This is a genomic window from Nitrospira sp., from assembly GCA_030653545.1.
Classification (GTDB): Bacteria; Nitrospirota; Nitrospiria; order Nitrospirales; family Nitrospiraceae; genus Nitrospira_D.
This window is the reverse complement of the sequence record JAURZE010000007.1, coordinates 100,779-126,993: the sequence shown is the minus strand read 5'-3', so window position 1 is coordinate 126,993 and position 26,215 is coordinate 100,779. Positions and strand designations below refer to the sequence as shown.

31 protein-coding genes are annotated in these 26,215 nt (G+C 58.6%); 12 read left to right on the top strand and 19 right to left on the bottom strand.

The genetic code is table 11. The features are described from left to right. Positions 1 to 386: 386 nt before the first annotated feature. On the bottom strand, positions 387 to 587 hold the full coding sequence (locus Q7U39_02860; GenBank protein ID MDO9116874.1) for a fibronectin type III domain-containing protein: 201 nt from the start codon (positions 585 to 587) through the stop codon (positions 387 to 389). Positions 588 to 630: 43 nt separating this feature from the next. On the opposite strand from Q7U39_02860, the gene Q7U39_02855 reads away from it, so the two are divergent. Continuing rightward, entirely contained in the window at positions 631 to 1,215 is a 585-nt protein-coding gene (locus Q7U39_02855) for a hypothetical protein (protein ID MDO9116873.1), read from the top strand. Between the two features lie 379 nt (positions 1,216 to 1,594). On the opposite strand, the gene Q7U39_02850 is transcribed toward Q7U39_02855, so the two are convergent. From Q7U39_02850 to Q7U39_02830, 5 genes are read right to left on the bottom strand one after another with little or no spacing between them, the layout of a single operon-like run. Then, positions 1,595 to 2,053, bottom strand: coding sequence for a hypothetical protein (locus Q7U39_02850; protein ID MDO9116872.1), 459 nt, complete (start codon positions 2,051 to 2,053; stop codon positions 1,595 to 1,597). Next, positions 2,050 to 2,814 (bottom strand): alpha/beta fold hydrolase, encoded by a 765-nt coding sequence (locus tag Q7U39_02845; protein MDO9116871.1) that lies wholly within the window; start codon positions 2,812 to 2,814, stop codon positions 2,050 to 2,052. The genes Q7U39_02850 and Q7U39_02845 overlap by 4 nt, the downstream gene beginning before the upstream one ends. A 47-nt stretch (positions 2,815 to 2,861) precedes the next feature. Beyond that, on the bottom strand, positions 2,862 to 4,160 hold the full coding sequence (locus Q7U39_02840) for a hypothetical protein (protein ID MDO9116870.1): 1,299 nt from the start codon (positions 4,158 to 4,160) through the stop codon (positions 2,862 to 2,864). A gap of 8 nt (positions 4,161 to 4,168) precedes the next feature. Further along, the gene (gene thiD / locus Q7U39_02835) at positions 4,169 to 4,972 is read right to left on the bottom strand and encodes a bifunctional hydroxymethylpyrimidine kinase/phosphomethylpyrimidine kinase (protein MDO9116869.1); all 804 of its coding nucleotides are present in this window, start codon (positions 4,970 to 4,972) and stop codon (positions 4,169 to 4,171) included. 15 nt (positions 4,973 to 4,987) lie between these two features. Next, positions 4,988 to 5,953: a FlgO family outer membrane protein gene (locus tag Q7U39_02830; GenBank protein ID MDO9116868.1), complete on the bottom strand. Its 966-nt coding sequence runs from the start codon at positions 5,951 to 5,953 to the stop codon at positions 4,988 to 4,990. Between the two features lie 173 nt (positions 5,954 to 6,126). Between Q7U39_02830 and Q7U39_02825 the strand changes: the two genes are divergently transcribed. Next, a complete protein-coding gene (locus Q7U39_02825; GenBank protein ID MDO9116867.1) occupies positions 6,127 to 6,309 on the top strand; it encodes a hypothetical protein in 183 nt (60 codons plus the stop codon). Continuing rightward, a complete protein-coding gene (locus Q7U39_02820) occupies positions 6,306 to 6,596 on the top strand; it encodes a type II toxin-antitoxin system RelE/ParE family toxin (protein MDO9116866.1) in 291 nt (96 codons plus the stop codon). Before Q7U39_02825 ends, Q7U39_02820 begins: the two co-directional genes overlap by 4 nt. Before the next feature lie 130 nt (positions 6,597 to 6,726). On the opposite strand, the gene Q7U39_02815 is transcribed toward Q7U39_02820, so the two are convergent. From Q7U39_02815 to Q7U39_02770, 10 genes are all read right to left on the bottom strand, one after another. Continuing rightward, a complete protein-coding gene (locus tag Q7U39_02815) occupies positions 6,727 to 7,116 on the bottom strand; it encodes a hypothetical protein (protein ID MDO9116865.1) in 390 nt (129 codons plus the stop codon). Positions 7,117 to 7,333: 217 nt separating this feature from the next. Further along, positions 7,334 to 8,002 (bottom strand): thiaminase II, encoded by a 669-nt coding sequence (gene tenA, locus Q7U39_02810; GenBank protein MDO9116864.1) that lies wholly within the window; start codon positions 8,000 to 8,002, stop codon positions 7,334 to 7,336. Positions 8,003 to 8,039: 37 nt separating this feature from the next. Further along, on the bottom strand, positions 8,040 to 9,443 hold the full coding sequence (gene sthA, locus Q7U39_02805; GenBank protein ID MDO9116863.1) for a Si-specific NAD(P)(+) transhydrogenase: 1,404 nt from the start codon (positions 9,441 to 9,443) through the stop codon (positions 8,040 to 8,042). A gap of 1 nt (position 9,444) precedes the next feature. Next, positions 9,445 to 10,113 carry a thiol peroxidase gene (gene tpx, locus Q7U39_02800; protein MDO9116862.1) on the bottom strand — a complete coding sequence of 223 codons (669 nt, stop codon included), beginning with the start codon at positions 10,111 to 10,113 and terminating at the stop codon, positions 9,445 to 9,447. Positions 10,114 to 10,174: 61 nt separating this feature from the next. After that, complete coding sequence (locus Q7U39_02795) at positions 10,175 to 11,065, bottom strand: alpha/beta fold hydrolase (GenBank protein ID MDO9116861.1); 891 nt, start codon at positions 11,063 to 11,065, stop codon at positions 10,175 to 10,177. A 75-nt stretch (positions 11,066 to 11,140) separates the two neighbouring features. Next, the gene (gene oadA, locus Q7U39_02790; GenBank protein MDO9116860.1) at positions 11,141 to 13,099 is read right to left on the bottom strand and encodes a sodium-extruding oxaloacetate decarboxylase subunit alpha; all 1,959 of its coding nucleotides are present in this window, start codon (positions 13,097 to 13,099) and stop codon (positions 11,141 to 11,143) included. A gap of 63 nt (positions 13,100 to 13,162) precedes the next feature. After that, positions 13,163 to 14,581, bottom strand: a complete 1,419-nt coding sequence (gene accC, locus Q7U39_02785) for an acetyl-CoA carboxylase biotin carboxylase subunit (GenBank protein ID MDO9116859.1) — start codon at positions 14,579 to 14,581, stop codon at positions 13,163 to 13,165. A 183-nt stretch (positions 14,582 to 14,764) separates the two neighbouring features. Then, positions 14,765 to 15,229: an IPT/TIG domain-containing protein gene (locus Q7U39_02780; GenBank protein ID MDO9116858.1), complete on the bottom strand. Its 465-nt coding sequence runs from the start codon at positions 15,227 to 15,229 to the stop codon at positions 14,765 to 14,767. A 100-nt stretch (positions 15,230 to 15,329) separates the two neighbouring features. Continuing rightward, entirely contained in the window at positions 15,330 to 16,151 is an 822-nt protein-coding gene (locus tag Q7U39_02775; protein MDO9116857.1) for a substrate-binding domain-containing protein, read from the bottom strand. 62 nt (positions 16,152 to 16,213) lie between these two features. Further along, the gene (locus Q7U39_02770) at positions 16,214 to 16,528 is read right to left on the bottom strand and encodes a zinc ribbon domain-containing protein (GenBank protein ID MDO9116856.1); all 315 of its coding nucleotides are present in this window, start codon (positions 16,526 to 16,528) and stop codon (positions 16,214 to 16,216) included. 164 nt (positions 16,529 to 16,692) lie between these two features. On the opposite strand from Q7U39_02770, the gene Q7U39_02765 reads away from it, so the two are divergent. The 4 genes from Q7U39_02765 to Q7U39_02750 all read left to right on the top strand — a co-directional run bounded on the left by Q7U39_02765 (position 16,693) and on the right by Q7U39_02750 (position 18,601). Beyond that, the gene (locus Q7U39_02765; protein ID MDO9116855.1) at positions 16,693 to 16,869 is read left to right on the top strand and encodes a hypothetical protein; all 177 of its coding nucleotides are present in this window, start codon (positions 16,693 to 16,695) and stop codon (positions 16,867 to 16,869) included. An 80-nt stretch (positions 16,870 to 16,949) separates the two neighbouring features. Next, positions 16,950 to 17,153 (top strand): hypothetical protein, encoded by a 204-nt coding sequence (locus Q7U39_02760; GenBank protein MDO9116854.1) that lies wholly within the window; start codon positions 16,950 to 16,952, stop codon positions 17,151 to 17,153. Between the two features lie 95 nt (positions 17,154 to 17,248). Then, a complete protein-coding gene (locus tag Q7U39_02755) occupies positions 17,249 to 18,118 on the top strand; it encodes a DMT family transporter (protein MDO9116853.1) in 870 nt (289 codons plus the stop codon). A 15-nt stretch (positions 18,119 to 18,133) separates the two neighbouring features. Next, a complete protein-coding gene (locus tag Q7U39_02750; GenBank protein ID MDO9116852.1) occupies positions 18,134 to 18,601 on the top strand; it encodes a hypothetical protein in 468 nt (155 codons plus the stop codon). Positions 18,602 to 18,623: 22 nt separating this feature from the next. On the opposite strand, the gene Q7U39_02745 is transcribed toward Q7U39_02750, so the two are convergent. Next, a complete protein-coding gene (locus Q7U39_02745) occupies positions 18,624 to 19,598 on the bottom strand; it encodes an acyl-CoA desaturase (protein ID MDO9116851.1) in 975 nt (324 codons plus the stop codon). Positions 19,599 to 19,924: 326 nt separating this feature from the next. On the opposite strand from Q7U39_02745, the gene hemE reads away from it, so the two are divergent. The 4 genes from hemE (at position 19,925) to Q7U39_02725 (ending at position 23,912) form a co-directional block, all read left to right on the top strand. Further along, positions 19,925 to 20,950, top strand: coding sequence for a uroporphyrinogen decarboxylase (gene hemE, locus Q7U39_02740; GenBank protein ID MDO9116850.1), 1,026 nt, complete (start codon positions 19,925 to 19,927; stop codon positions 20,948 to 20,950). A 78-nt stretch (positions 20,951 to 21,028) separates the two neighbouring features. After that, a complete protein-coding gene (gene hemH, locus Q7U39_02735) occupies positions 21,029 to 21,973 on the top strand; it encodes a ferrochelatase (GenBank protein MDO9116849.1) in 945 nt (314 codons plus the stop codon). Between the two features lie 3 nt (positions 21,974 to 21,976). Next, on the top strand, positions 21,977 to 23,446 hold the full coding sequence (gene hemG / locus Q7U39_02730; GenBank protein MDO9116848.1) for a protoporphyrinogen oxidase: 1,470 nt from the start codon (positions 21,977 to 21,979) through the stop codon (positions 23,444 to 23,446). 58 nt (positions 23,447 to 23,504) lie between these two features. Next, positions 23,505 to 23,912 carry a hypothetical protein gene (locus Q7U39_02725; GenBank protein ID MDO9116847.1) on the top strand — a complete coding sequence of 136 codons (408 nt, stop codon included), beginning with the start codon at positions 23,505 to 23,507 and terminating at the stop codon, positions 23,910 to 23,912. A 280-nt stretch (positions 23,913 to 24,192) separates the two neighbouring features. On the opposite strand, the gene Q7U39_02720 is transcribed toward Q7U39_02725, so the two are convergent. Both Q7U39_02720 and mazG read right to left on the bottom strand, forming a co-directional pair. After that, positions 24,193 to 24,810, bottom strand: coding sequence for a hypothetical protein (locus tag Q7U39_02720; GenBank protein ID MDO9116846.1), 618 nt, complete (start codon positions 24,808 to 24,810; stop codon positions 24,193 to 24,195). Beyond that, positions 24,807 to 25,688 (bottom strand): nucleoside triphosphate pyrophosphohydrolase, encoded by an 882-nt coding sequence (gene mazG, locus Q7U39_02715; protein ID MDO9116845.1) that lies wholly within the window; start codon positions 25,686 to 25,688, stop codon positions 24,807 to 24,809. Before mazG ends, Q7U39_02720 begins: the two co-directional genes overlap by 4 nt. Before the next feature lie 130 nt (positions 25,689 to 25,818). Between mazG and Q7U39_02710 the strand changes: the two genes are divergently transcribed. Further along, positions 25,819 to 26,208 carry a DUF1844 domain-containing protein gene (locus Q7U39_02710; protein ID MDO9116844.1) on the top strand — a complete coding sequence of 130 codons (390 nt, stop codon included), beginning with the start codon at positions 25,819 to 25,821 and terminating at the stop codon, positions 26,206 to 26,208. The last annotated feature ends 7 nt before the right edge of the window (positions 26,209 to 26,215 follow it).

The following is a 26,215-nucleotide window of genomic DNA, read 5'->3' as shown; positions in this document are numbered from 1 at the left end:
AAAACGATCCCCAGCTTCGTTCTCGGATCGAAATAATCCTCAACGTACCCCAGAGGGTACGCTTCCGGTTATTTCTCTCCTGCGGCCTCGCTGGATGACCGTTTTGAGCAGCCGTTTTTAATCGTCGGCCTCTCGGCGACGTACCCCACCGGTGAAGGAGCTGTCTCGGCAGCTCGGGGTGGGTGGGTGAGAAGCATAACGCCTCAGTCGCTAGACTCCCTGCGGCCTTGTTGGATCGTCAATTTGAGCATCCTTGTTCAAAGGCTCTCAAAATGGTCATTCCGTAAGGCCCACGTTGAGAGCCACATGCAGGAGTATTTGTGGATTATGTTGGGAAGTGGGTGAGGAGAGAGCAACGCGAAGTTGAGAGCAGTCTTTAGCAGCTGTTACAGAATGCTCTTGCTGGCCTCGGCTGAAAGCGCGCTTTCGTTGCCGGCACTGTCGTAGGCGGAGAGGGCGAAGAAGTAGGTGGTGTTTCGCTGGAGACCGGTGACGGTGTAGCTGGTCACTTTTCCAATCACCGTGGGCGATCCCGAAACGGTGTAATTCCCCGAGGCGGTTCCAAAATAGATCTTATACCCGGCCAAGTCGCTTTCACCGTTTGCAGACCAGGATAGGGTAACGCTTCCTGTGGAGGATACAGGGGGCGGTGTTGAGGGTGGAGTGGCGGGCGGCGGAGTCGTCGATGAGGGCGTGACCACAGGCGCGGACGGTTGTAGTAAGCCTGCTAACCCCGGGCTCATCTGGACAAGCCGGGACATGGAAGGCGCGAGGCTGGCTATGGGGAGACCGGATTGTGCGGCTGCCGCCAATGGAGCTGCTGCGGCCGTATTACGAGATGCCGTTGGAGCTGCGATGTTGCTCAGGGAAGACATCGAAAGCGGTCTCGTGGCAATTGGAACAATCGGAGGAATCGTACGGTCACCGACCGGAGCCGGAGTGCTCTTTGATGGACTCTCTGACCCGATTTGGGGTGCCGTGGTCGGGATGTTTCCTGCTGAAGACAGTCTTGAGCTTGTCCTTGATGAAGGGCTTGGTTCGGACGCGAGAGGCGGGCTGACGACTGCCGAGGCCGGCTTTTTTGTCAATTTATGGTGGAGTGTCTGCGAGGAGGGTGTCGTTACTGCCGGCGCAATGGCTGCAACAGGCCGGGAGGGTATGACTGCGGATTCTGGACGAGGGACGATCGGCAATGCCGGAGCGTCAGGACGGTGAATAAGACTATGCTGTTTCGGGGTAGCCGTTTCCCCAGCAAGAGCAGGGGCTGGCAATACCATGGCCAGGAGCCACATGCACGTGGAGAGGGCGACAGTTGGTCTATTTGTGTGTATGGGGATGGGCAGCGTCATATCAACCTGTATTTGTTTTGTGTTCGTCTTCGCATGACAAGAGTCCTTAATTTAAGCAATAGATGTGCCATGGCCGGTCTGCCATTTCTGTGAAGATTGTAAATATAACTGGTTGATGTTATGTGAAAATAATTTTGAACTTGTGAAGGAATACGTAGGCCATGGAAGCTAAGGCGTGCTCTGTCTGGACGAAATGGTACGGTGGCACGAAGCTACCTACGTGGCTGTTGGGGTGTCGGGAGTGACTATAGGTTCGGCTGGAGGATGGCGACGAGAACGATCCCGGTCAGAAAAGTGAGAATTGTAAGGTATTGCAGCAGACTTCTATCGCGAGTCCATTCATTCTGCCAGTCTTCGGGGTAGAGAGCGCTGTCATGATGCGAGGGCAATTCTCCGAAGAGGCCCAGGGTCTTCTCGATCTTGATGAGTTGCTGTTTGGCCTGCCGATGGCGGGTGTGCTGCTGCCAGATGATCCCCATATAGGTGAGAGCCAACAAGAGTGTGGCGCAGGCCAGGAGTCGTCGAGAGGTCGGTGAGAGCGAGTGTGCTGCGGGTACCAGGAGAACGATACTCAATATGCCGACAAGCGATCCTGCTCCGATTGCGGTCCAACGCATCATCTGGTCGCGCCGCCGATAAACCTCTTCCTTAAAAATCGGATAGAGCCGCAGAACTGTTTCATGCCGCTCATCTTCTGGAATCATGTCAGGTGTGTGGTGAGCCAATCCGCAATGAGAGTCGTCATCCGGCTAAAATCCGCAGCTTTCGTGAACTGGTGGTCGGCGCCTGGAAGGAGCTCCATACGGTTGGGGCAGGTCAGCACGGCGGCTAGCTGGTGACTCTGGTGTAAGGGCACGCACTCGTCCTGATCCCCTTGGACGATCAGGGTCGGCGCAGTGATCGTCTTTGCCGGCTCGTAGGCAATGCGGCGAAGACAGTCTTCATAAAAAGCGTAGCGGAGCCGGATGCGTTCAGCCCCCCCCATGATATTGGGGATGGTGTCGGTCGATTGCCACGCCGCCATCTCCGCATCTCCGAGCGTCAGCCGCAGTTCCTCGGCAAAGTCGACCACGGGACATTTTAAGGCCAGGCAGGCCAGATCGTGACGCTGCGCCGCTGTTAACGTGGCGACCAGTCCTCCGAAGCTGGAGCCCATCAGCCCCAGCCGTCTGAAACCTTTTTGCCGGACGAGATCCAGGGCTGCCTGTGCTTGCGCCACCGCGGTCGTCGTGGTGAGCGCCTCGAAGGGTCCTTCGCTGTCTCCCTGTCCGAAAAAATCAAAGGCCAAGGTGGCAATGCCCTGTGCGTTGAGGAGGCGAGTCAGTGTTTTATTGGTCGTGCTGCGCTTTCCGGAGAGAAAACCATGGCACAGGATGGCGATTCGCTCTGTCGCACTGGCAGGAGCCGTCAGGACTGCGGCTACGCGGTGGCCGTGAGGGTCTGAAAACGAAAGATCCTGTTCCATGGCGGACGATTCTCGCAGAGCCGGTTATTCGATGTAGTGCCAGGTACTCAGGTTGAAGAGCCCACGGTCTGTTCCGGTTCGGTCCAGAGGACGGTGACCAGTTTGACGGAGAAGATAGTCAGGCCGGTCAGCAACAGCCCACATGAAGCCCACATGGCGCTTTGGATGTAAGGCGATGATAGGGGCACATTCCAGGTGAGTGATGCGAGCAGAGCTAATCCCATTGTGCCCAGGCTGAGGCTTGCCACTTGCAGAGTTCTCCAGCGATTGATGACGCTTGTCAGGTGCTCGAGATAGGGGCCTCGTTTCTTCGGGCTCGGCACGCGGCGCACGGCCAGTGTCACCGGAACGAGATGGGAGAGGGCACCCACGATTGTTTGCAGAACAAATCCGATCAGCGCCATGTGCGTGTAGGCCACTAAGTGCAGCGACCCGAAGGGCATGACGGGAGTGCCCGTGAGGTTGTTGGCGGCCACAAGCACGCCGAGCACCAGCGTCAGCACCAGGAAGAACGTGGCGACCAGGAGGTGATCCGATGCGGCACTCCCCTGATGGCTCGACCGTAACCAGGTGGTGAAGAGATTGAAGGCGTAGAGGGCGCCACTGAGGACCAGCACGCTACCTCCGGCCATCTCGATCGCTACCGAGGAATTCATGAATCCCGTAATCAGTACCGCTAATCCCAGCGGGAACAGCCACATGACGACCCGGGCGAGCCGCGGACTGGACAGCGGCGCGTTTAAGACGGTCGGCAGCAGATTATGCATGGTGCCGAGGATTGCCAGGGTGATGAATCCAAGAATGTTGAGGTGGATGTGTGCGAGTCGGATGTAGCCGAACGATTGTTGTGCCCATGCAAAGGCCATGGTTTCCCCGCAGGCCAATCCGCCGAAGAGCGCCAGCCCCGCCAGCGCGTAATACCAGAGATTCAGCGGAGGGGCATTGAGGCTCTGTCTGGCTTGCAGCCAGGTATCGCGTGCAATCCAGAGAAATGACGCGATGACGAAGAACCCGCTGACACCGATCACTGTGTAGTTGTGGAGTCCGAATCCCGCGACCATTCCCGCGGCGCTCCCGTTGATCGTGACAAATAGGAGCGGGTGCGACTCGCGTTGTGTCCGGCCTGTCAGGAGGAGCGGCGAGATGAAGATCAGTAACGCGCCCAGAATCATTTGTGCCACGCCGCCCACGAGGGCCGCGTGCACGTGGGCATGGCGTATCCAATGAGGGAGCGGTGTGCCGCGAACCAGGCCGACCAGGATGGCGAGCCCGACGAGCGACGCCAGCACCAGCCAGGAGAATCCGGTCAGAAGGAACGTGAGCGGCCGTCCAGGAAGTCGCGACATCGTGGGTCCTATGTTTCGAGAAAGTAGAAGTGATTGGTCGGGCCGGTGCCGTGTCCGATGGCAAGGCTATGGCGGATCGTTTCCGTGAGATAGGTCTTTGCGGCCTGCACCGCATCCGTCATCGCTTTGCCGCGCGCCAGTTGCGCGGCGAGCGCCGAGGCGAAGGTGCAGCCTGTGCCGTGTGTATGGGGCGTGTCGATGAACTCGCCTTTATAGATATTGAAAAACCGGCCGTCATAGAGGAGGTCGGTGGCGCGTTCAGTGAGCAGGTGGCCGCCCTTGATCAACACGAATTGGGAGCCGAAGCCGTGAATAATCTTGGCCGCACGTCTTGCATCGGCCAGGTTGCTGATGGCGATGCCGGACAGCTGCTGTGCCTCGTGGATGTTGGGGGTCACGACGAGCGCGAGCGGGAAGAGCAGCTTCTTAAGGGCGTCGATGGCCTCCGGCTTCAGAAGCGCACGGCCGGATTTGGAGATCATCACCGGGTCGACGACCAGATTCGTCACTTTTTGGATGGCCAGCATTTTCGCCACGAGCTCGACGATCGCCGTAGAGGAGAGCATGCCGGTTTTGACGGCTGCGACGTCGAAGTCGTCGAAGACGGCGTCGAGCTGCGAGGCGATGATGGAGGTCGGCAGCTCGAACACATCGGTCACGTCTTCCGTGTTCTGCGCCGTGACGGCGGTAATCACCGACATGGCGAAGACGCCGTTGGCCGACATGGATTTGAGATCTGCCTGGATCCCGGCGCCTCCGCCTGAGTCGGACCCGGCGATCGTGAGAACTTGCTTTAAGGTGCGTGCAGCCATGATAGTTCCGATTCGTTAAGGGGTCGCTGGGGTAACCGGAGTCGGCGATGTCTCAACGGCGAGGCCTTCGATTGTAAACGCGGCATCCCGGCGAGGCGACTTTTCATGAAAGGAGAAGGTGAATTGCGACACTGCCGTGGAGTCAGCCGGCGCAACAAAGGTCAGCACCGCTCGATCTTTCTCCCGCGGCGAGAGTTCGATGCCTCTGGTGCAGAGCCCCTCGCGATTCCCTTCGACACTTTGTGACCACTGCCCTCCCTGGTCGTCCCTCAACACGGTATTTTGGAGGAGGCAGAGCAGTTTTACATCGCGTGGAGACCGGTTTTCAATCGTCAGATCCATCCGGATCCGATTGTCCTGCCGGCTCAGCGCCCGTACGACCAGTTCATAGAATTCGTTTCGATGGAAGCCCAATCCTTCCGGGGCGGTCGGCCCTTTCGGTGGCTCTACTTTGACTACCGGCGGCTTATTGAATTCTTTGACCAGTTCGCCCAGCGGTCCGGCTTTCGGGATCATGCCCCGCGCCGCCCCGATCGCCTGGGCATTCGACGGGTTGATGAGCTTCACGGTGACCAGGACTCCTTCTGGAGCGTCGAGGTAAGACCCCATGACGAAGACGTCAGTGCGGATGGCCTTCGCCGCCCCCTTCAGGGCTTTGGGGGAAGTTGCCTCGATCTGGGTGATGTGTCGTTTTTTGAGCGTGGAGCTGACGAGCTTGTGTTCCACAACCTTCAGTTCGCCTGCTACCAATAGCTGTGTGCCGAGTTCCTCTGCTAAAAACTGTCCGATCTGCGTGACGGCGCCCTTGGCATCCGTGAAGTCGATAATGGCCAGGCGTTCCTTCTTGGCTTTCAACGATTCGGCGATCACTCCGTCAGCCAAGAGCTTGAGGCTTTCTTCATAGCCTCCGGCTGCGAAGACGTGAGTGGCAAGCAGCGTGCTGCAGAGGAGTCCTGCTATGGCGAGACACTGTCTAATCATACGAGTGGGGCCATTATACTCAGGTTGGGCTAGGTGTCTAGAGCTCAATAGGGGGTAACTAGTACAGTGGGTACTGGTTTGACAGGCGATCGCTCTAACGCCGGGATCAGGCGTCTGAACGTTGACGCATCAGAGAAAGTGTCCTAGAGTGCGGATTGTAAGAGGTGATTACTATGGTAACCGGAACGGTCAAACAGAAGATTCTTCAAGCCGTTGAGGGGCTTCCAGACACCGCCACGCTTGAAGATGCCATCGAACGGCTTTGCTTTCTGGCGAAAGTCGAAGAGGGCCTCCGGCAGTCGGATGCCGGTGAAACAGTTCCCCACGCCGAGGCGGTTCGTCAGTTTCTCAAATGATGCCGCTGGTCTGGACTCGCCGGGCAATTGAAGATGTCCAGTCGATCAGACAATTCATCGCGCAGGATTCTCCCCACTACGCACTGCTCGTTACTCAACAACTGATTGCTTCGGTTGAACGATTGCCTGCTTTTCCACAGTCTGGGCGTATCGTTCCAGAGGTCAACGATCCAGCCGTGCGAGAAGTGATTCATGGAACCTACCGGATTGTGTATCGCCTTATTCACGACGAGATCCATATCCTCACAGTTCATCACACAGCTCGCCTTCTTCGTCTGGAGCCCTAATCCAGAAGCTTCAGCACTGCTTGCACACTAGCAAGCAATCAATGCGCTAGTTTAAACCTTCTCAAGCCTTAGTCAGGCCTGCGCGTAAGTCCGAATGTCTTGCGTCGCCATGGAGCTACTTGTCGCTGAATCACCTCGGCCACAGCTGTTTCATTCTCTCTTTGAAGGGGATGGTGGGGTAAAGAACGAAGTGTCTCAGCAGTAGAGGATCTATAACCTCATTTCCATCCTCCAAGTTTTCTGCTACTTGCCTTGCTATGGCTGGCCAATGATCTTTTGCGATGCCTTCATAGAATCCTGGGAAACAATGGTTGCTTTCATCTACCCAGGAGTCCCAGAGATTCCAAGCAATGCCAAATGCTTGTTGTACCCTGGCGTCCTCGAATACCCCATTGGCTTCTACATCCAGTTGGTCGAAGTCGCTCCCAAGTTGTTTGAAAAGACCCTTCTCGTGGAGGTCAGCGTCTTTTCTCAGTGCTCGTATCAACGCCTGACGCTTTTCCTCAAGAGTTAAAGCCATAATTTCCACAATGATTGATGCGTGCTCATTTTAGTATGTCCTAGGATTTAGACCACTATTCCCTCGTTCTAATTTTTCACCTTCCGCTTTCTGTTGCCGGATGAATTTGTTGGGCAGATAGTAGGGGTAGGCCAAACTGCGCGCATGCAACGAGGGCCTTCTGAGGCCGCGCGTTGCGCGAGCACTGGAACAGTCCTGCTGCCAGCCATCTCTCTCCTCACACCGGCCATTTTTCTTCGTTCCAGGCCATCTCCCAGAACATCCATTCGTAGCGGGAGCTGATGATGAAAGCTTCTTCCATTCGGCGTTTTTCTTCAACGCCTGCGGTCTTGGCCCACTGATCCACTTTCTTGCGCATCCATTGTTGCACTTCGGCGAATTCCGGCGAGGCGTAAAGCATGAGCCAGTTGCGGTAGGGATGATTCTTCTTAGGCGGTCCCTTCTTTAACAGATGCTGCCCGACGACGCAGTAGATCCACGCGCAGGGAAGGGCGACGACGGTAATCTCGGCGGCCGATCCGCTCTGTGCCACGTTCAGCATGTGGCGGGTATAGGCATAGTTGGTGGGGGCCATCGGCACGGAGGTCATCTGCTTCGCAGTCATCTTCCACTGGGTTCCATAACTTTCGTGGAGGCTACGTTCGACCACGATGGTTTCTTCCGCCAGCTTGGCAAACCGTAGTGCGCTGTCCGCATCTGGAGCCTTCACCGCCCCTGCGGCGAACACCCGTGAGAGGTCGCCGAGAAATCTGGCGTCCTGCAGAATGTAGTATTTGAATTTCCGCTCCGGCAGCGTCCCGTTACCCAGGGCAACGACGAATGGATGGGTGAACTGGGCCTCCCAGCTGGATGTGGCAAGCTGCCGCAGGTGATTCGTAAATGACATGGAGTTCCCTTCTTCCCTACTCGTTACTCGCGACGCGTCACAGCGCTGGCGGCCAGGGGCGCGGCAGCCGGTTGATGCCGTCCAGCGCAGCGACTTTATAACATTCGGCCAGAGTTGGATAGTTGAAGACCGTGTCGATGAAATACTCGATGCGACCGTGATAGGCCATCACGGCTTGCCCGATGTGGATCAGCTCGGTCGCACCTTCGCCGATGGCGTGAACACCCAAGAGCTCACGTGTGTGCCGATGGAATAGCAGTTTCAGCATGCCCATTTCGTCGCCGATCAATTGCCCGCGGGCGATTTCTTTGTAGTGAGCGACCCCGGTGCCGAAAGGAACCTGGTCTTTGGTGAGGTCTTCTTCAGTGCGGCCGACCATCGACATTTCCGGGATCGAATAAATTCCATAAGGTAATAGGGCATTGTCGGTGCGATCCGGCTGGCCGAATGCATGGCAGGCTGCATGTCGGCCTTGCTGCATCGACGTAGAGGCGAGCGCAGGAAAGCCGATGACGTCGCCGGCCGCGTAGATGTGCGAGACGGCGGTTTGAAAGTGTTCATTGACCGCGAGCCGGCCGCGGCTGTCCGGCGCGAGGCCGATGTGCTCAAGCCGGAGATCGCGGGTGGCACCGACTCGCCCGATGGCATACATCAAGGTGCCTGCCGAAATGGGTTTGGCCTTCTGCAGGGTGACGGCAATCCGGCCGCTCGCTTCTTTCTGGATGCTGACGACTTCTTCCTCGTGGTACAGGGTCACGCCGATCTCTTTCATCTGCCGCTGGAGTGTGTCGATGATTTCCGCATCGACGAACTCCAATAAGCGCGGGCGTTTATCGATCAGAATGACCGGCACCCCCATGGTCGCCAGGATGGACGCGTATTCCGTCCCGATCACGCCACCCCCGACGATTACGATGGACTGCGGAATGCGTTTGAGCGTGAGGAGTCCGTCGGTGTCGATGATGGATTCTTCGTCGAAGGGGATTTCGGGCGGCCTGGCCGGCTCGGTTCCGACGGCGATGACGATGAAGTGGGCGGTATGCTCGACGGTCCCGGAGGTCTGTTGTACGCGCAGCCGGTGTGGGTCCGCGAAGCTGGCGGTGCCATAGATCATGTCGACAGAGTTGCGCCGCATCTGATCCTGGACGATCCGGATTTCGTTGGTAATGACGTGGGTGGCCCGGAAGATCAGGTCCTCGATCGTGATCGTGTCTTTGACGCGATACTCTGACCCGTAGAGAGTGCGTTGCCGAAAGCCGGATAGATAGAGGACGGCCTCGCGGAGCGATTTGCTGGGGATCGTGCCGGTGTTGATGCACACGCCGCCGACGACGGCTTTCCGCTCGATGATGCCGACCCTCTTGCCGAGTTTGGCCGCCTGCACGGCGGCTTTTTGCCCGGCGGGGCCAGTGCCGATCACGAGGAGGTCGTAGTTGGCCATCTCAGCTGGTGGTCACCAGGGAGCGGGCGAACTTGAAGGCTTCGTCGAGATCGGGGAGTTGGGCGAGCTCCGGGGTGATTTGCAGATAGCGGATCACGTTCTGTGCGTCGACGACCATGACGGTTCTCGCCAGGATATGCGGATCGCGCAGAAAGATGCCGTGGGTTTTCCCGAAGTCGGCGCCGCGATAATCCGAGAGAAACGTGACGTTGCGAATCTTGGCCTCCTCCGCGAAACGCTTCTGAGCGAACGGGGTGTCGATGCTTACGGTGATGAGCTCGACCATCTTATCCAACCCATGATTCTTTTCGCTGAGCTGGTGGGTTTGCTGCTCGCAGACCTTCGTATCGAGCGAGGGGACCACGCTGATGATCCGGACTTTCCCGGATCCGGCGGTATGGGCGATGTTGACCAAGGCGAGGTCCCGGTCGGTCAGTTTCACGTCGCGCAGGTGATCTCCGACTTTGACGCCGGTGCCGGACAGCATTAAAGGGCTGCCTTTGAAGAGGACGGAATGGCCCTCTCCGGCGGCGACACTGCCGTCGGCCACGGGCAGATTTTTGTAGGGGAAGCCTGAGTCCAGGAGTCGACCGGAGCTTCCGCAGCCGGTGAGTCCGTTGGTGAGGAGCAAGCTGACGATGAGAATCTGAAGGCCGCGTGTTGTCATCATGCACTCCGCAGTAGTGAGGGAGAAAATCCTCTTGGAAGTATATCCTGCCGCTGTCGGGCGCTCAAGGCTGGAGAAACGACCGGAGCTGCGCGTTTACGAGTTCCGGTTGCTCCCATTGAGGAATATGGCCGGCCTTGGGGATGCTGGCAAACGTCGACTGTGGGATGAGGTCGTGCAGCCGTCTGCCGGCTTTGAGGGGGAACACGCGATCCTCCTCACCCCAGACAATCAGGGTGGGATGGGGAATCGTCGTGATGCGCGGGGCATAGCGCTCTTCCCAGGCCGGCAGATTGTCCCCCACGGTCATCAGCGGCTTGATCAAGCCTGGCCGCTGGCGATTTCTATTCGATCGCTCGAGGACTGCCGGGGTGAGGAGCGTATGGTCATAGACGATCTCCTTGAGAATTTTGTCGATCATGAGGCCGCCGAACAGCCAGTTCCCGAACGAGACGAGCCAGGACGGCGTACTGGTGGTCAGGGCGCGTTTGATCGAGGGATTGGTCAAGTGTTCCATGACCCGGGGCGGGAGCCCGCTGATCAGCACAAGTTTTGACACCCGATCCGGGTGATCCAATGCCATGCCGATGGCGAGTCCTGCTCCCATGGAATTGCCCGCCAATGAGGCTTGAGGAATTCGCAGGGCATCCAGGAATCCAATCAGAAATTGCAGCATCTCCTCCGGTGTGTAGGCGATGTCCGGTTTGTCGGAGAGGCCTGATCCGGGAAGATCCGGTGTAATGACCCGGAAGTGTCGTTCGAGCGCAGCTTGTTGATGTTCCCACTGCCACATGGATCCGCCGAACCCGTGGATCAGGACAACGACTGGGCCGGCCCCCCGGTCGAGGTAGGCGATGCGCTGACCCTGAACGGTGACGCTGTTGACGGGGAGGTGTTCGACGGCGTCGAACCAGAGTGGCAATGTATCGGGCGTGGTGCAGGATGCAGCGAGCATGCAGAAAATTCCACCGATGATGATTCGAAGGAAGGCCTGCACAGACAACCCCGGACGTGGGTGGCGCCGGTCGATTTATTCCAACTGGATGACGGTCTCGTCGGTCTTGACGTTGTCGCCTTCCGCCGCGAGGATGGCCGATACTTTGCCGTCGATCGGGGCGGGAACCCGGCTCTCCATTTTCATGGCCTCGATGATCAGGAGCGGGTCGCCGGTTTTCACGCGATCGTCTTTCGCGACCAGGATTTTTACGACACGGCCCGGCATCGGTGGCGCGACATCGCCTGGTTTGGACGGGCGCGGGCGCTTGGGTTTCGCGCCTGTGCCGGTGTCTGGCGCCTCCGGGACGCCGGCGAGCACTTCCTGGATCGGCTCCAGCGACACTTCTTCCAGCTTGTCATTCACGCGGATGTAGTAGGGCTTCCGTCCGTCCACCTTGCGGCCTGAGCCGGAGAGTTTCACATGGTAACTTTCGCCGTGGACGGTCACGTTGAATTCAACCGGAGCCAGATGCAGCTCGCCGGCCACGGCGGGACCTTTGGCCTGTGTTGTCTCCAGCGGTTCCGGAGCCAGCTCGCCCTTTTCCCGGGCCTCAAAGAAGTCACGCGCGATGGCGGGGAAGAGCACGAACGAGAGCTGATCTTCCACCGACTCGGCCGAGGCCGGCATCTCTTTCTTGCTGGCTTCCAATTCGGGCTCCAGCCGGTCGGCGGGCCTGGTCTTGATGGGCTCTTCATCGCCGATGGCCCGGGTCTGGATGTCACGATCGACCTGTCCAGGAGCGCGGCCATAGAGTCCGAGAAAATAATTCTTCGTTTCGGTCGTGATGACTTTGTAGCGCTCGCCGGTCAGCACGTTCAGCGTGGCTTGCGTGCCGACGATTTGGCTGGTCGGCGTGACCAGCGGCGGATAGCCCATGTCTTTCCTGACGCGCGGGACTTCATCGAGCACTTCCTTCATGCGATCCAGCGCATCCTGTTCCGTCAATTGTGCCGCCAGGTTCGACAGCATGCCGCCGGGAATCTGCGACGTCAGGATTTCGGCATCGACCCCGGTGAAATCGCTTTCGAACTGGCGATACTTGCGGCGCACGGTCCGGAAATGTTCGGTGATCGGCAGGAAGGTGGCCAGGTCCAGCCCGGTGTCGTAGGGCGTGTTCTTCAATGCTGCGACGAGCGTTTCAGTCGCCGGGTGCGACGTTCCGCCGGCGAGCGGAGACATGGCGGTGTCGAGCATATCGAGCCCGCCGAGGATCGCCATGAGGGCGGACATGGAGGACATGCCGGAGGTGTAGTGGGAGTGCAAATGAATCGGGACCTTCACGGCGCTCTTCAGGCGCTTGATGAGGTGATAGGCCTCCATCGGCTCCAGCAGGCCGGCCATGTCTTTGACGCACAGCGTATCGGTGCCGAGATCTTCCAGCTGTTTGGCCATGCTCACGAACCGGTCGACGGTGTGGACCGGGCTGACGGTGTATGAAATGGCCGCTTCGACGTGCTTGCCGCAGGCTTTGACCTCCCGAATGGCGCGGTCCATGTTGCGGACGTCGTTCAGGGCGTCGAAGATGCGGAAGACGTCGATGCCGTTAGCTGCGGATCGCTCGATGAACCGCTCCAGGACGTCGTCGGCATAATGCCGGTAGCCGACGAGGTTCTGCCCCCGCAGTAACATCTGCAATCGGGTATTGGGCATAGCGGCACGGAGCGCGCGAAGCCGTTCCCAGGGATCTTCTTTCAAGAAGCGCAAACAGGTATCGAACGTGGCGCCGCCCCACACTTCGAGCGACCAATAGCCGACGGCGTCCAGCTTTTGCGCGATCGGCAGCATGTCTTCGGTGCGCATGCGCGTGGCGAGGAGGGATTGATGCCCGTCGCGCAGGGCGACATCGGTGATCAGGACCTTGTGTCCGGGGGAGGGCTGAAGTTGAACCTCGGCCGGTTTGGCTGTCTTCGTCCGCGAGGTGCGCACGACCGGTCCGCGAGCGGGTTTATTGATCACTGCTTTCTTTGACTTTGCTGGTTTTCGTGCCGCCATCGTCGTTGCGTGCCCTTAAATAGGTGTGGTGCGTGTGTTGTCAGGTGGTTTCGGCCAACCCGGCTAGAGGCCTTCGTAGGCGGCGATAGCCGCAGCGATGGCCAGAACCAGGTCTTCCGGCTGTTCCACGTCGTCGTAGTTGAAGAGGTCCGGATGCGTATCAAGATAGGAGGTATCGAACCGTCCGGCCCGGAAGTCCTGATCCTGCATAATCGCCTTCATAAAGGGGATGGTGGTCTTGACGCCTCGCAGCACATATTCTTCCAGGGACCGGCGCATACGGCTCACGGTTTCTTCCCACGTCCGTCCGCGGACGGTCAACTTCGCCAGCAGCGCGTCGTAGTAGGGCGAAACGGTGTAGTCCTTATACACGGCGCCGTCGATGCGGACGCCGATGCCGCCGGGCGACAGATAGGCGGTAATGGTGCCGGTGCAGGGCCGGAAGTTATTGCGCGGGTCTTCGGCGTTGATGCGGCACTGAATGGAGAAACCCTGCAACGTGACGTCGGACTGCTGAATCTCCAACGGCTTCCCGGCGGCGATCGAGATCTGATTGCGCACGATGTCGATGGCGGTGATCTGTTCGGTCACCGTATGCTCGACCTGAATGCGCGGGTTCATCTCCATGAAGTAGTACCGGCCGTCTTGATCGAGCAGGAACTCGACGGTGCCGGCGTTGTCGTAGGAAACGGCTTTCGCGATCTGGATGGCGGAGGCGCCCATCTCGGCTCGCAGGCGCGGGGTCAGGATCAGCGACGGCGCGATTTCAATCAGCTTCTGATGGCGGCGTTGGATGGAGCAGTCCCGTTCGCCCAGATGAATGGTATTGCCGTGTTTGTCCGCGAGGATCTGGAATTCGATGTGATGGGGGCGCTCGACGTATTTTTCGATGAAGACAGCGCCGTCGCCGAAAGCGGCCAATGCCTCGCGGGAGGCCACTTCCATATTTTCACGCAGCTCGGCATCTGTCCGGACGACGCGGAGTCCGCGTCCGCCGCCGCCGGCGCTGGCTTTGATCATGACCGGATAGCCGGCTTCTTTGGCGAAGGCCAGGGCCTCTTTGATATCCGTGACGCCGCCTTCGGTACCAGGGACGACCGGAACGCCGATTTCTTTTGCGAGGTCGCGGGCTTTGATCTTGCTGCCCATCGCGTTGATGGCGGAGGGGGAGGGACCGATGAAGGTGATTCCCGACGCCTGGCACAGCTCGGCAAACTCCGCGTTTTCAGAAAGAAAGCCGTATCCGGGATGGATGGCATCCGCTCCGATCCTGAGAGCCAGATCGACGATCTGTTGCTTGTCGAGGAAGCCCTTCACGGGGCCGGGACCGACCAGGTAGGCTTCATCGGCTTTTTTGACGTAGATGCCGGTCGAATCGGCTTCTGAATAGATGGCGGCCGTAGCAATATTCAGCTCGCGGCAGGCGCGGATGATACGCATGGCGATTTCGCCGCGATTCGCGACTAGAATTTTCTTAAACATACGAGCATCGACCTGACTCACAGCAGACCCCGCACACGGCCAAATCCGGCGCAAGGGAGCGCGTAACCTAGCATAGAGTCAAAAGTCCTGTCGAGGGATTGGGGGCGGGTAGAGGAGATGGAATCAGGGCTATTCGGGGAGAGGTTTTCTCTCTCTCCCCGAATGGAAATCGTCCTGAACGGGTTACTTGGCCTGGACTAAGAATCCTTTGGACCGGGCGTTGCCGCCGCCGGCGACGACGTCGATGAACGACATACCCGCTTTCACATCGGGTACCGTGGCTTCGATAGTCGTGTCGTTGACGAAGGTGTAGTCGATCTTGGTCGGCCCGGCTGCGCTGAAGGCCACGCCGCGGAAACATTCTTTGCTGCCGAAATTCTCGCCCGTGATCGTGACTTTCTGGCCGGGTTTCGCTTCGTCCGGCTGGACCTTGAAGATTTTCGGGCGCTTGCTCCGATCGCAGATCGGATCTTGCTCTACTTTATCGGAGCCCGACCCCTTAATGGATTCCGTGCCGTACAGCGTAAATCCCGCGCCATCGACAAAGGCTCCGTTATTGTCTTCCGCTGCGGCTTGGGGGGACGAGAGCGGAAGGATAACGAGCGGTCCAAAGAGCATGAAGAGAACGAATAAAGAACGGGACTGCATATGGACCTCCTTTTTAAGCATCCTGCGGTGGTTCTGGACTTGGCCCCACACTGAAAAATCTTGGCGCATCTGTGGTATCAACCGGGTTTTCCGCAGCCTGCTAGTGACTCGGCATCGGCACATAGGTTTCGGCAATGATGGCTTGCCCGGCAGCGGACAGTGCAAACTGCGCGAATGCTTCGACGAGAGGATTCGCCTCTTTCTTGGAGAGCAGCATGATCGGCCGGCGCAGCGGGTAGCGGCCGTCTTTGACGGTCGGCGCTTCCGGCTCGATCTTATCGACCGGGAGCAGGCGCACGGCAACTCCCGTAGAGACGACTGAGAGGCCGGTACTCAGTGAAATATAGGTGACGGCGGAGAGCGGCGGGAGTGTGCCGACCACCGTCTTCACAGCTTTATCATCATGGCCGATGATTTTGGCTGTCTCCGGGATCTTTCCTGCAATGCCTAGTTGTGACTCAAATGCCTCGCGGATATTCTGATTGCGCGGGCGGTCGATCAGGAGGATTCGCGTGTCCGGCCCGCCGACGTCTGCCCAGGTCGTGAATTTCCCCGAAAAGAGCTCAGCGACCTGCTGCTTGGTGATTTCCTTGGTGAAATTGGAGAGGTGGACGAGGATGCCGATCCCGTCCCATCCAATCTGTTTGCCGGCCAGGGTTGGATCCTCCGATCCTGTGATCGCGATATGGGCCTGTCCGGACTTCACCATGTCGACTGGCTTGGAGTTGTCTTCCCACAGGAGATCGACGTAGGCCCGGGGGTTCGCTTTCTCAAAGGCGTGCGCCAGTGCTTCAATGGTGGTGTTCTCCGGCCCGTTGCCCGCGATCACCAGGCTTCCCGCCACTTCTGCATGGGCAAGGGAAGAGAAGCCCACGAGAGCTACGACGCTTACCCAGCAGGCACACAGCAGTCTGACGATCATGCCAGCTCCCTTGTGGTCGAGACGTGACTGAGTCGATATGAGTGCCACCTGGTGGTCATGTGCTAGGAGTCTGCCCCTGGGCCCGATCCGGAATCGGAGGTCGACGCGGCATTGGGCTGGGGAACGTTGCGCTTGGCGTTCAAGGGGGGGAGTTTGGCGAATCGGTCCATGCGCTCGTTGAGCATCGAGCCGGCCTTCATTTCTGCGAAGCCCGGTTTGTGATCGCCTTTGACGGTTGAGGCAAAGGAGGAGAGGAGCCGCGTGGCGTCCTGGGCCTGGCAGAACGGACATTCGGTATCTTCCGGTCGCGCATGGACGGACTGCGTGGCCTCGAATGCTTTTGAGCATTGCCCACACCGATACTCATACACAGGCATGATCGAGTTCCCTTTCTCTTGGCAGATCCGCACCGTCGATGAATTTCACACACGGAGGAATCCCGGCAAATACCACACCGGTGCCCTTGACCGGCCGACGAACTTTATCTTATTGTACACAACCAAGTAGTTGAACTGCCAGAGTGAATCACAGGAGGCTGTCGATGTCGGTGTTGATTAGAAAGTACAAAGGGAACAACGGGATGATGCAGGAAGAGCGCATTGATGACGAGGATCGCATTGAACGGTATATGCGGCTCTTCGACAAAGACGATGTGAAGAAGTTGGAGACCGGCGTCAAGGTCGTGATCGAAAAAGACGAGTGGATTCTCGTTCCGTAATTCGATTGTCGGGCGGGGTCATCGAAGCAACGCCTCGGTGATTCCGTCCGGCACTCCCTTTCCAGTGTAGATTGGCCGTCATGATTTATTGGGTCCATATCGCCCGCTCCATTGATCGCGTGACACTTCATAAAGAACGTTGCTCGGAAGTTCCCGCGAATGTCTTCTCCAGTGACTTTTGGGAGGGAGGGTGGTTCGATTACCCCGATAAAGATCGAGCCCTTCGGGCCATGGAGCAGGCCGGGACGAACGTGCAGCGGCGCTGTGCGTTGTGTCGACCGTAAGAGGCAGTGCCGAGTTCTGAGTGCTCGGTCCTGAGTCATTCTCTGAGATTCAAGCCCAGCACTCATCACCCAAGTCTCAGTGCTCTTTCAATCCCATGCCCCGATTTGCGTTACTTCTGACCACTCTCATTTGGGGAGCGACCTTTCCTGCGACGAAAGCGGCGCTTGACCAAATTCCCCCCTTGTCGTTCCTTTTCTTGAGATTTCTCCTCGGTGCGGCACTCGTGGGGCTATGCCTGGTTCTGATGGCTCGCCCGGTCTCGATGGACAGGGCGGTCCTCCGAGCCAGCGCGATCGCGACCGGATGGCTCTTTCTTGGCTATGTGCTGCAAACCGTGGGGCTCGGATACACCACGGCGTCTAATTCTGCCTTTATCACGACGCTCTATGTCGTGTTCGTTCCGCTCATCTTGCGGCGTTTCGGCCCGCGATCGTGGGTTGCGGCTGGGATCGCGACCGTCGGGTTGTGGTGTTTGGTTAAGCCGACTACGATCGTCAATCTCGGAGACCTGCTCACGCTCGGGTGCGCCCTGGCATTTGCCGCCCACATGGCGTGTCTGGAGCGGTACACGCGAGAGTTGGATGCGACGTCGTTGTTTGTCTGGCAGTTGGTCGCCATGTCCGGACTCATGTTGGTGGCCATGGCCTGGGAGCATCCGACGTTAAGCGCGTTTGAGCCCACGACGGTGTTGATGATCGGCCTTGGGGTCACCGGAGTTTTGGCGACGCTGGCCTTTGCCGTACAGATGTGGGCGCAGCAGTTGCTCCCTGCGCAACAGGTGGCGCTTATTTTTTCCCTTGAGCCGGCCTACGCGGCCTGGCTGGCGTGGTATTTTCTGGGGGAGTCGCTCGACTGGCTGGGGTGGCTCGGGAGCGGATTGATTTTGATCGCGGTAATTATTGGTTCGCTGGGGGCAACCGTAGCTGAAGCCGATCGCCCGCTTCGAACCTCACCGGCAGCGTAATGAAAGGGTCATAGCATGGCGCAAAAATTCGGGAATGGCCGGTGGGTACAGGAAGGATTTTTGGATAATCGGGTCGAGGGGACGGTCGTCGGCTGCATTACCTTTGCCGTGATCGGGCCGGTCGAAGTCTATTTACGTGGAAATTTTAAAGGTGAGATTGCCGGGCAGCTGATTCAGTTTCGTAACCGGCACTTTGAGGACGATGATGTGGCCGGGCAGGTCATCGGGGACATGGAAAACCCGCAGATCGGCGACGTGAATCTCATGTCCTTCGATCCGCATCCCAATCTGGTGCCGCATCCCTACATCGAGTGGTTTTCGCTGCGGAAGAATCACTACCGCTTCGAGCTGGAGCCGGAAGATGCGTGGATGGTAAAAGGGGATGCCGCGTTAGCCCTTGATACGCAGAGCCAGCGCATACGAGCTTCGCTCGCCGGCCATGTGACAACGAAGTCCGCACCGGAGGAATCCGACTGGGTCTAAGCGGAGAAGGCGCACCCTCAAATCAGGCGTTGAGCGTGTCCTGTTTGCTCTTCCCTTCCCGCACGTAGTCCGGCACATCGCGAATGTCCCACACCAGCCCGACTTTCTCCATCATCTTCAGGCAGTAGTAGGTCATGTCGACTTCCCACCAGTAGAATCCCTGCCTCGTTGAGGCGGGATAGTAGTGGTGGTTATTGTGCCAGCCTTCGCCCATCGTAATGAGCGCGAGAATGAAATTGTTCCGGCTGTCGTCGCCGGTCACGTATCGTTGTGAGCCGTAGACGTGGGAGAGTGAATTAATCGTGCAGGTGCCATGGATGAGGGCGACGGTTGAAACGAAGAATCCCCAGATCAGCATTTGCGGACCGTTGGTGCCGAGACCCGGAGCATAGGCTTCGAGCAATTTCCCGAGTCCGAACATGCCGAACCCCGCAACGGTCGGCATGAGGATGTCAAATCGGTCGAGGAAACGAAGTTCCGGGAATTTCGCGAAGTCCTGAATGTTTTTCAGGCGCGGCGCAAAGTGCGTTTGCGACGTGAACCACCCCATATGCGACCAGAGAAATCCTCCGTGACGCGGAGAATGGACGTCATCGGGTGTATCGGATGCGATATGGTGATGTCGATGATGGCCGGCCCACCAGAGCGGGCCGCGTTGGGCGCAAGAACCTCCCAGCAGGGCAAAGGCAAACTGCACGGCGCGCGAGGTTTTGAACGTCCGGTGTGAAAAATAACGGTGGTACCAGCCGGTGATGGCGAACATGCGGAGGAAGTAAAAGGCCACGGCGATCGCCACAGCCGTCCAGCTCCATCCGACCCAGATAATCCCGAGGCACATCAGGTGGACGGCGATCAACGGGAAACAGCGGACCCAGTCCATCTTCGGCACGCCGTCTGTTTTCATGTATTCCAGCCCCGCCCAGGAGTCGAACCAGCGGAGGACGGTCAGCCACAGATCCTGGCCTCGGGTCGGTTGTAAGGTGCTCACGTCTGACATTCGCTACCTCCAGGTCAGGGATACTTCGGCATGGCCAACGGGATGCCATGTAGGAGGATCCCGATTATGCTCACCACGATCGGGGCACTTGGGGAAATCTGAAAAGGCAGGCCGCCGATGCCGGATGTCTCGTTCGCGCTAACAGGGGCCAGCTTGGTATCAGAGGATCATTATACATGGACTGGTAAAAAATGAAACAGTCGGCCCTTCTCTTCAATTCGTATTCTGCGTGATAAAAGATTCGTGTCTATTGTTTTGTGCAGGTGATCCGTCGGTCTTGGTTGTATTTGACACTCTTGCCCCTGCGTCTCTAAAATGCGCGACTCATGAACGATCGTTTCCTCAAAGCGTGCCGGCGTGAGCCGGTCGATTGTACGCCGGTCTGGTTTATGCGCCAGGCTGGTCGGTATATGTCTGAATACCGCGCACTGCGGGCCAAACATTCCATGCTCGATTTGTGCAAGACGCCCGAATTGGCCGCACAAGTCACGATGCAGCCGATCGACCGCTTTCCACTCGATGCCGCCATCATTTTCGCGGACATTCTCCTGCCGCTGGAGCCGATGGGGCTGAATCTGGAGTTTGCCGAGGGGGAAGGCCCGGTGATTCACAATCCGGTCCGTGACCGTGCTGCGGTGGAACGCTTAAAAGTGGTGGATGGCAGTGAGCTCGAGTATGTGGCTGAAGCCATCCGGCAAGCGCGTCGGGCGTTGAACGGGCGCGTGCCGCTCATTGGATTTGCCGGTGCGCCGTTTACGCTCGCGAGTTATGCGATCGAAGGCGGCGGATCGCGAAACTATCTCCATACCAAGCAGATGATGTACAGCGATCCCGCGAGCTGGCATAAGCTCATGGATAAGTTCGCGCGGGTCATCACCGGGTATCTGCGACGGCAGATCCAAGCCGGGGCGCAGGCGGTGCAGCTCTTCGACAGCTGGGTCGGCTGTCTCTCGGCGGGGGATTACGCCGAGTATGTGAAGCCTCATGTCCAATTGATTTTCGATGGGCTCAAGCACGAGGGTGTTCCCCTCATCCACTTCGGCACCGGCACGACCGCGATTCTCCGGCAGATGCGCGAGGCCGGCGGCGATGTGATCGGCATCGATTGGCGCATCCATCTGGATGAAGCCTGGGCGATGGTCGGACATGATCGGGCCGTGCAAGGGAATCTGGATCCGCTGGTCCTGTTTGCGCCGCTCCATGAAATTGAACGCCGCGTCGAAGATATCTTACGGCGTGCGGGTAATCGGCCTGGCCACATTTTCAATCTCGGTCATGGCATTCTTCCGACCACACCGGTCGATCATGTGGCGGCGACGATCGACATGATCCACAAACTCAGCCAACGCTAAGATCCGATAATGGTGAATCGTCCTGCGTCAAGCGTGGGGACTCTGCCAGTTGACGTGTGATGAATGACGAGGAGTGAGATGGCGACTCCGCAACACCCGACGGCGATTCTCCTGATGGCGATGGGAGGACCCGACTCCCTCGACAACGTTGAGCCCTTCTTGCTGGATGTCCGTGGCGGGCGTCCGACCCCTCCCGAACTCGTCGAAGAAATCCGCGAACGCTATCGCGCCACCGGTGGGAAGTCGCCGGCAGTCGGCATTACGCAAGAGGTCGCAAAGAAACTTGAACACCGATTGAATGCGTCTGGAGGCGCACGGTATCGGGTGTATGTGGGTTTGCGGCATTGGCATCCCTTCATCAAGGAAACCTATGCCGAGCTGCTCGGCGACGCGCCGGGCCAGGTGATCGGTCTTTGCATGGCGCCCCAGCAGTCCTCGTTGAGCACCGGGGCCTACCGGAAAAAGGTGGAAGAGGCACGTTCCGCACTGCAGAGCACCTGCGCCGTCAGCTATGTGGGAAGCTGGAACCGGCATCCGCAACTGATCGCGGCGATTGTTGAAAATATCCGGCAGGGGCTGCTGAAATTTTCCGCGGACATCCGGAACCAGGTTCCGATTCTATTTACGGCCCACAGTCTGCCGGAGCGGATCGTGGCCATGAAAGATCCCTATCCCGATGAGGTCAAAGGCACGGTCGATGCCATCACGGCTTGCCTCGGATCCCAGTCGACGCGGTTTGCCTACCAGAGTCAGGGCCGATCCAGTGAGCCGTGGCTGGGTCCGACCGTGGAGTCTGCGCTGGAGGCATTACATTGCGAAGGACATCGGCAGGTGCTCGTAGCGCCGATCGGCTTCATTTGCGATCATGTAGAAACGTTGTTCGATATCGACATTGAATTGAAGCAGTTGGCGGCGAAGAGGGGCATGCAACTCGAACGGATGCCCATGCTCAACGCCGATCCGGCACTGATTGAAACCTTAGTGTCGGTGATCGATGCCCACCAATCGTCTCAGGCGCAGTAATTCGTGAGCACTCCTCGCACAGTCGTCATCGTCGGCGGCGGCATCTCGGGGCTAGCCACGGCGTTCTCTCTTCAGGAGCAAGCGGCTGCCGCCGGACAGCATATCCGCTGCATTGTGTTGGAGGCCGGGCCATCCTGGGGCGGCAAGATCGTGACGCATCGAATCGGCGACTTGACGACCGAAGCCGGGCCGGACTCCTTCCTCTCGCAAAAGCAGGCCGGGCTGGAGTTATGCCGGAAGCTGGGCCTGACCGATCAACTGATCAATACCAACGAGACCGCCAAGCGTGCGTTTGTTCTCTCGCGTGGGCGATTGCATGAATTGCCCGAGGGGCTCATCACCTTTGTGCCGAAGCAGTTGGGGCCGTTTCTCCGGAGCGGCCTCCTGAGTTGGACCGGACTGGCGCGCATGGGGCTGGACGTGGTGGTCCCGCGCGGTCCCGCACAAGGGGATGAATCGCTCGCATCTTTTTTCCGGCGGCGATTCGGGTCGCAAGCGTTCGAGCGAGTGTTAGAGCCGCTCATGGCCGGGATCTATGCCGGCGATGCGGATCAGATGAGTGTGAAAGCCACCTTCCCTCGATTCGTCGAGCTGGAGCAGGAATACGGCAGCATCATTCGCGGCATGATGGCCGCCAAGAAGAAGCAGCCGCCAGCTCCTGCAGGCGGACCTAAACGCACCATGTTCGTCAGCTTGCGGAACGGGCTGGGCGATCTGGTGACGGCCTTAACGGCGCGTCTCGCACAGCAGGGAGTGGAGTTGCGCACGGGCTGTCAGGTCGAGGCGTTGCGCGTGCGATCTCATGAACCGGGCCGCTGGATGTACGACCTCATTCTCAATAATGGGTCGGCGCTTTCGGCGGAGGCGCTGGTGTTGGCGACGCCCGCGTATGTGTCCGCCGAGCTGCTTCGTCCCTTGACGCCGATTGCCGGCGGGCTCTTGGAGATGATTCCCTATGCGTCGACGGCAACGGTTGCCATGGCGTTTCCCGCTCAGGCGGTTGCGGGTGCGGTGGAAGGGTTTGGATTCATCGTGCCGCGCGCGGAGGCGAGAGATCTGATTGCGGCGACCTGGACATCGCTGAAGTGGCCTCATCGGGCGCCGGCGGACCAAGTTCTGGCCCGTTGCTACGTCGGCGGGGTGGGGCGGGAAGCCATTCTTCAGTTGAGTGACGATCAAATGGTTGCCAAGATTCGAGCGGATTTAGCGGCACTGTGTGGAATCACGGCCGTGCCAACCTATGTCGAAGTGAATCGCTGGTGGAAGGCGATGCCGCAGTACACGCTTGGGCATCTTGATCGTCTGACTCAGCTTGACGCAGCCTTAAGCCGGTATGGAGGCTTAGTGCTTACTGGCGCAGGGTATCGCGGTGTGGGTATCCCCGATTGTATCCGCGATGGAGCAGTCGCAGCAGAGAAAGTGCTAGGGTATCTCTTCAAGCCCCGTCACGCTGCTTCGTTCGGCCGGAGCTGAGCGTCAAAGCGTCATACGGGTTGCACATGGTTCATATGGTTTCAATGGGACGAGGTGTATGGAAAACAAGCTGACGATCTTCGATGTGAGCGGGCCGTTCCGTGAGCCGCGGGAACCGATCTTTTCGTATGACTATTCCGTTCAACGACAGGCCTGGGCGACGCCGGTCGGGATTCGCGTCAAAGTCTCGATTCCCGATGAGCTGGATGTGTTGCGCGAGCGGTTGCTGGGGCCAGTGGCGGGTTCTCCCGGGCAGCAGATGGTGATCGGCAAGGTCCTGTCGCGGACGATCGCGGATTGGAAAGTGCAAATTGCCGAGGCGGAGGGGATGCTGCTTGAGCGGCGCGATGTGATGCTCGCCCCCTTTGTGGGCCCCTTGGTCCATCTGTTTCAAAAGCTTGACGTCATGTTCGAGCAGGAGAAGGTGACCTTGCGGGAAGAGGTCAGGAAACGGGTTGGCTTGTAGCGGATCGTCCCTCCTTTAAAAGCGAGTGCTCATACTCCTCCGCTCAGGATACATTCACACACAGTATCTGGGGATACGTCTGTGGACAGCTCTATCCGGAAGCGAGCATCTGCTTGCGAGATCTGCCGATGAGCTCCCTGCCCGAGATTTAGGCATTGGGGTGTCTGCGTTGCCCCCTACTAGCCCTTGTAGAGACGATCACAGCCTGAATGGCTCTTGACAAGCGTGCTGGGCCTGTGGACAGACCCTGTCAAGAAGCAGCCAAATCCACCGGATTTCATTAGAAAATCGATCGATAGCGCTTGGAATGAACGCCGGATTCGTCGGTATAGCCGAGCGATCCCTTGTCCGGCGCGCCGGTATCGTTTAGGTCGATCCGGTAGTGCCCACGCACCTCTTCCATCGTCACTTCAAAGGGAATCGCCCGCGGCAGGAGTGTCCCGGGGGCATGAGCGCCGAGCGCCAGGGTTTTGAGCGCTTCTGCTCCCGCATATTGCTTATCCGAAAACACATAAATGTCGGCGACGGCATGATCGCCGAGCGTATGTCCCGGCGTCGTGGCCGGGATATGGTCTCCCAGAGTGCCGGCCAGCCGTTCGCTCTTCAGCTGTTTTAAGAGGCCGGCTACTTGGCTATCCGTGGCTTCCGGCGGGACGACAATCGCGACCACGTTCATGTCTGTGATGCTGCTGTGGACTTTGTACATGACCGGCGCTGCTTCCGGATCTTCTACTGCCGGTCCTGCAGGGCCCTCCGTACCGGTGGCTTGTTTGTTGCGCGAGCTGGGTACGATCAACGCGACAAACAGCCAGAGGCCCAGCAAGATGGCGAAGACCACCACTAAGGGGTGAGCCCCGGCACGCTTGCCTTCTTGATAGGGATTCTGCTCGTCGCTCATGAGGGGATATCCTTTGCCGGTATCGTGGAGCCTGGATGCCCGGCGGCTTCACGAAGCCGACGCTTGGCGTTTTCCCAGAGCCCGTCCAATTCACTTACCGTCATGCCGGACAGCGGACGTTGTTGTTCGGCAGCCTGGGATTCCACCAGGACAAACCGGTCGACAAAGCGGTTGGTCGAGAGCCGCAGGGCATCTTCGGGATTGACCTTCAGAAAGCGGGCGAGGTTGACGAGTGAAAAGAGCAGGTCGCCGAGTTCCCCCGCAACTTCGTCGCGGCTCGATGGGGGAGAGCCTGGCGCGGCTTCTGCTGCCAGGGCTGCTTGCAGTTCGCCGATTTCTTCCGCAATCTTCTTGAACACATCCGCGAGCCCGGTGGCGTCGTGCGACCAGTCGAATCCGACCCGCGACGCTCTGGCTTGGACTTGATAGGCCCGGAGCAAAGCCGGGAGCGCTTTGGGCACTCCCTCTAACGCCGACTGGGCTCCGCCGGCGGCCTGCCGTTCGGCCCGCTTGATCTCTTCCCACTGGCTCAGGACTTGTTCGCCATTGGTCGCCTTCGTCGCCGCATCCGGATCGCCGAAGACATGCGGGTGCCGGCGGACGAGTTTCGCGGCTAAGTGGTCGACGACGTCGTCGATGGTGAAGGTGCCGGCCTCGGAGGCAATCTGACTGTGGAAGATGACTTGGAGCAGCACATCGCCGAGTTCTTCCTTGAGTTTGGCGGTGTCCCGGTGGTCGATGGTCTCCAGGACTTCATAGGCTTCTTCAAGCAGGTAGGGCTTCAGCGATTCGTGCGTTTGTTTCCGGTCCCACGGACATCCGTTGGGAGCCCGGAGGGTGGCCATAAGATCGATCAATTTAGAAAAGCGATCGGACATACGTTCCTCTATTGAGCGCCCACTCTATACCGATAGGAATGCCGGCTTCAACGGTTGTCCGTGGCTTGCGAGCTCCGGGGGCCTATGGTAGGGTACCGCGCACGAAGTCAGCGTCGTCGGTGAGGGAGCCATGGCGGAGCAAGAAGAAGGATTCGTCGTTCGGGATCGGCGGGGTGGGGGTAGTGAGACCGCCGCGAAAGCCTCTGGTCCAAGCGAATCCCCCAACCCGGCGTCGTCCTCGGAATCGGATGCGGCGCATCACGCGCCTGCGTTTCCCGTCACCTTCTCCTCCTTCGTCATTTCCCTGGGCTCCTCGTCGCTGATGCTGATGGGGGAGAAACTCGACCCTCAGCAACAGGCCGTTCCCGTCAATCTCCCGCAAGCCAAAGAAATTATCGATTTGCTCTCCGTGCTTGAAGAGAAGACCAAAGGGAATCTCACTTCTGAAGAGCAGACGGTCTTACGGGACATGCTCTATGCGCTTCGCATGAAGTACGTGTCCCTCTCGTCCGGTAAATAGACCCGAC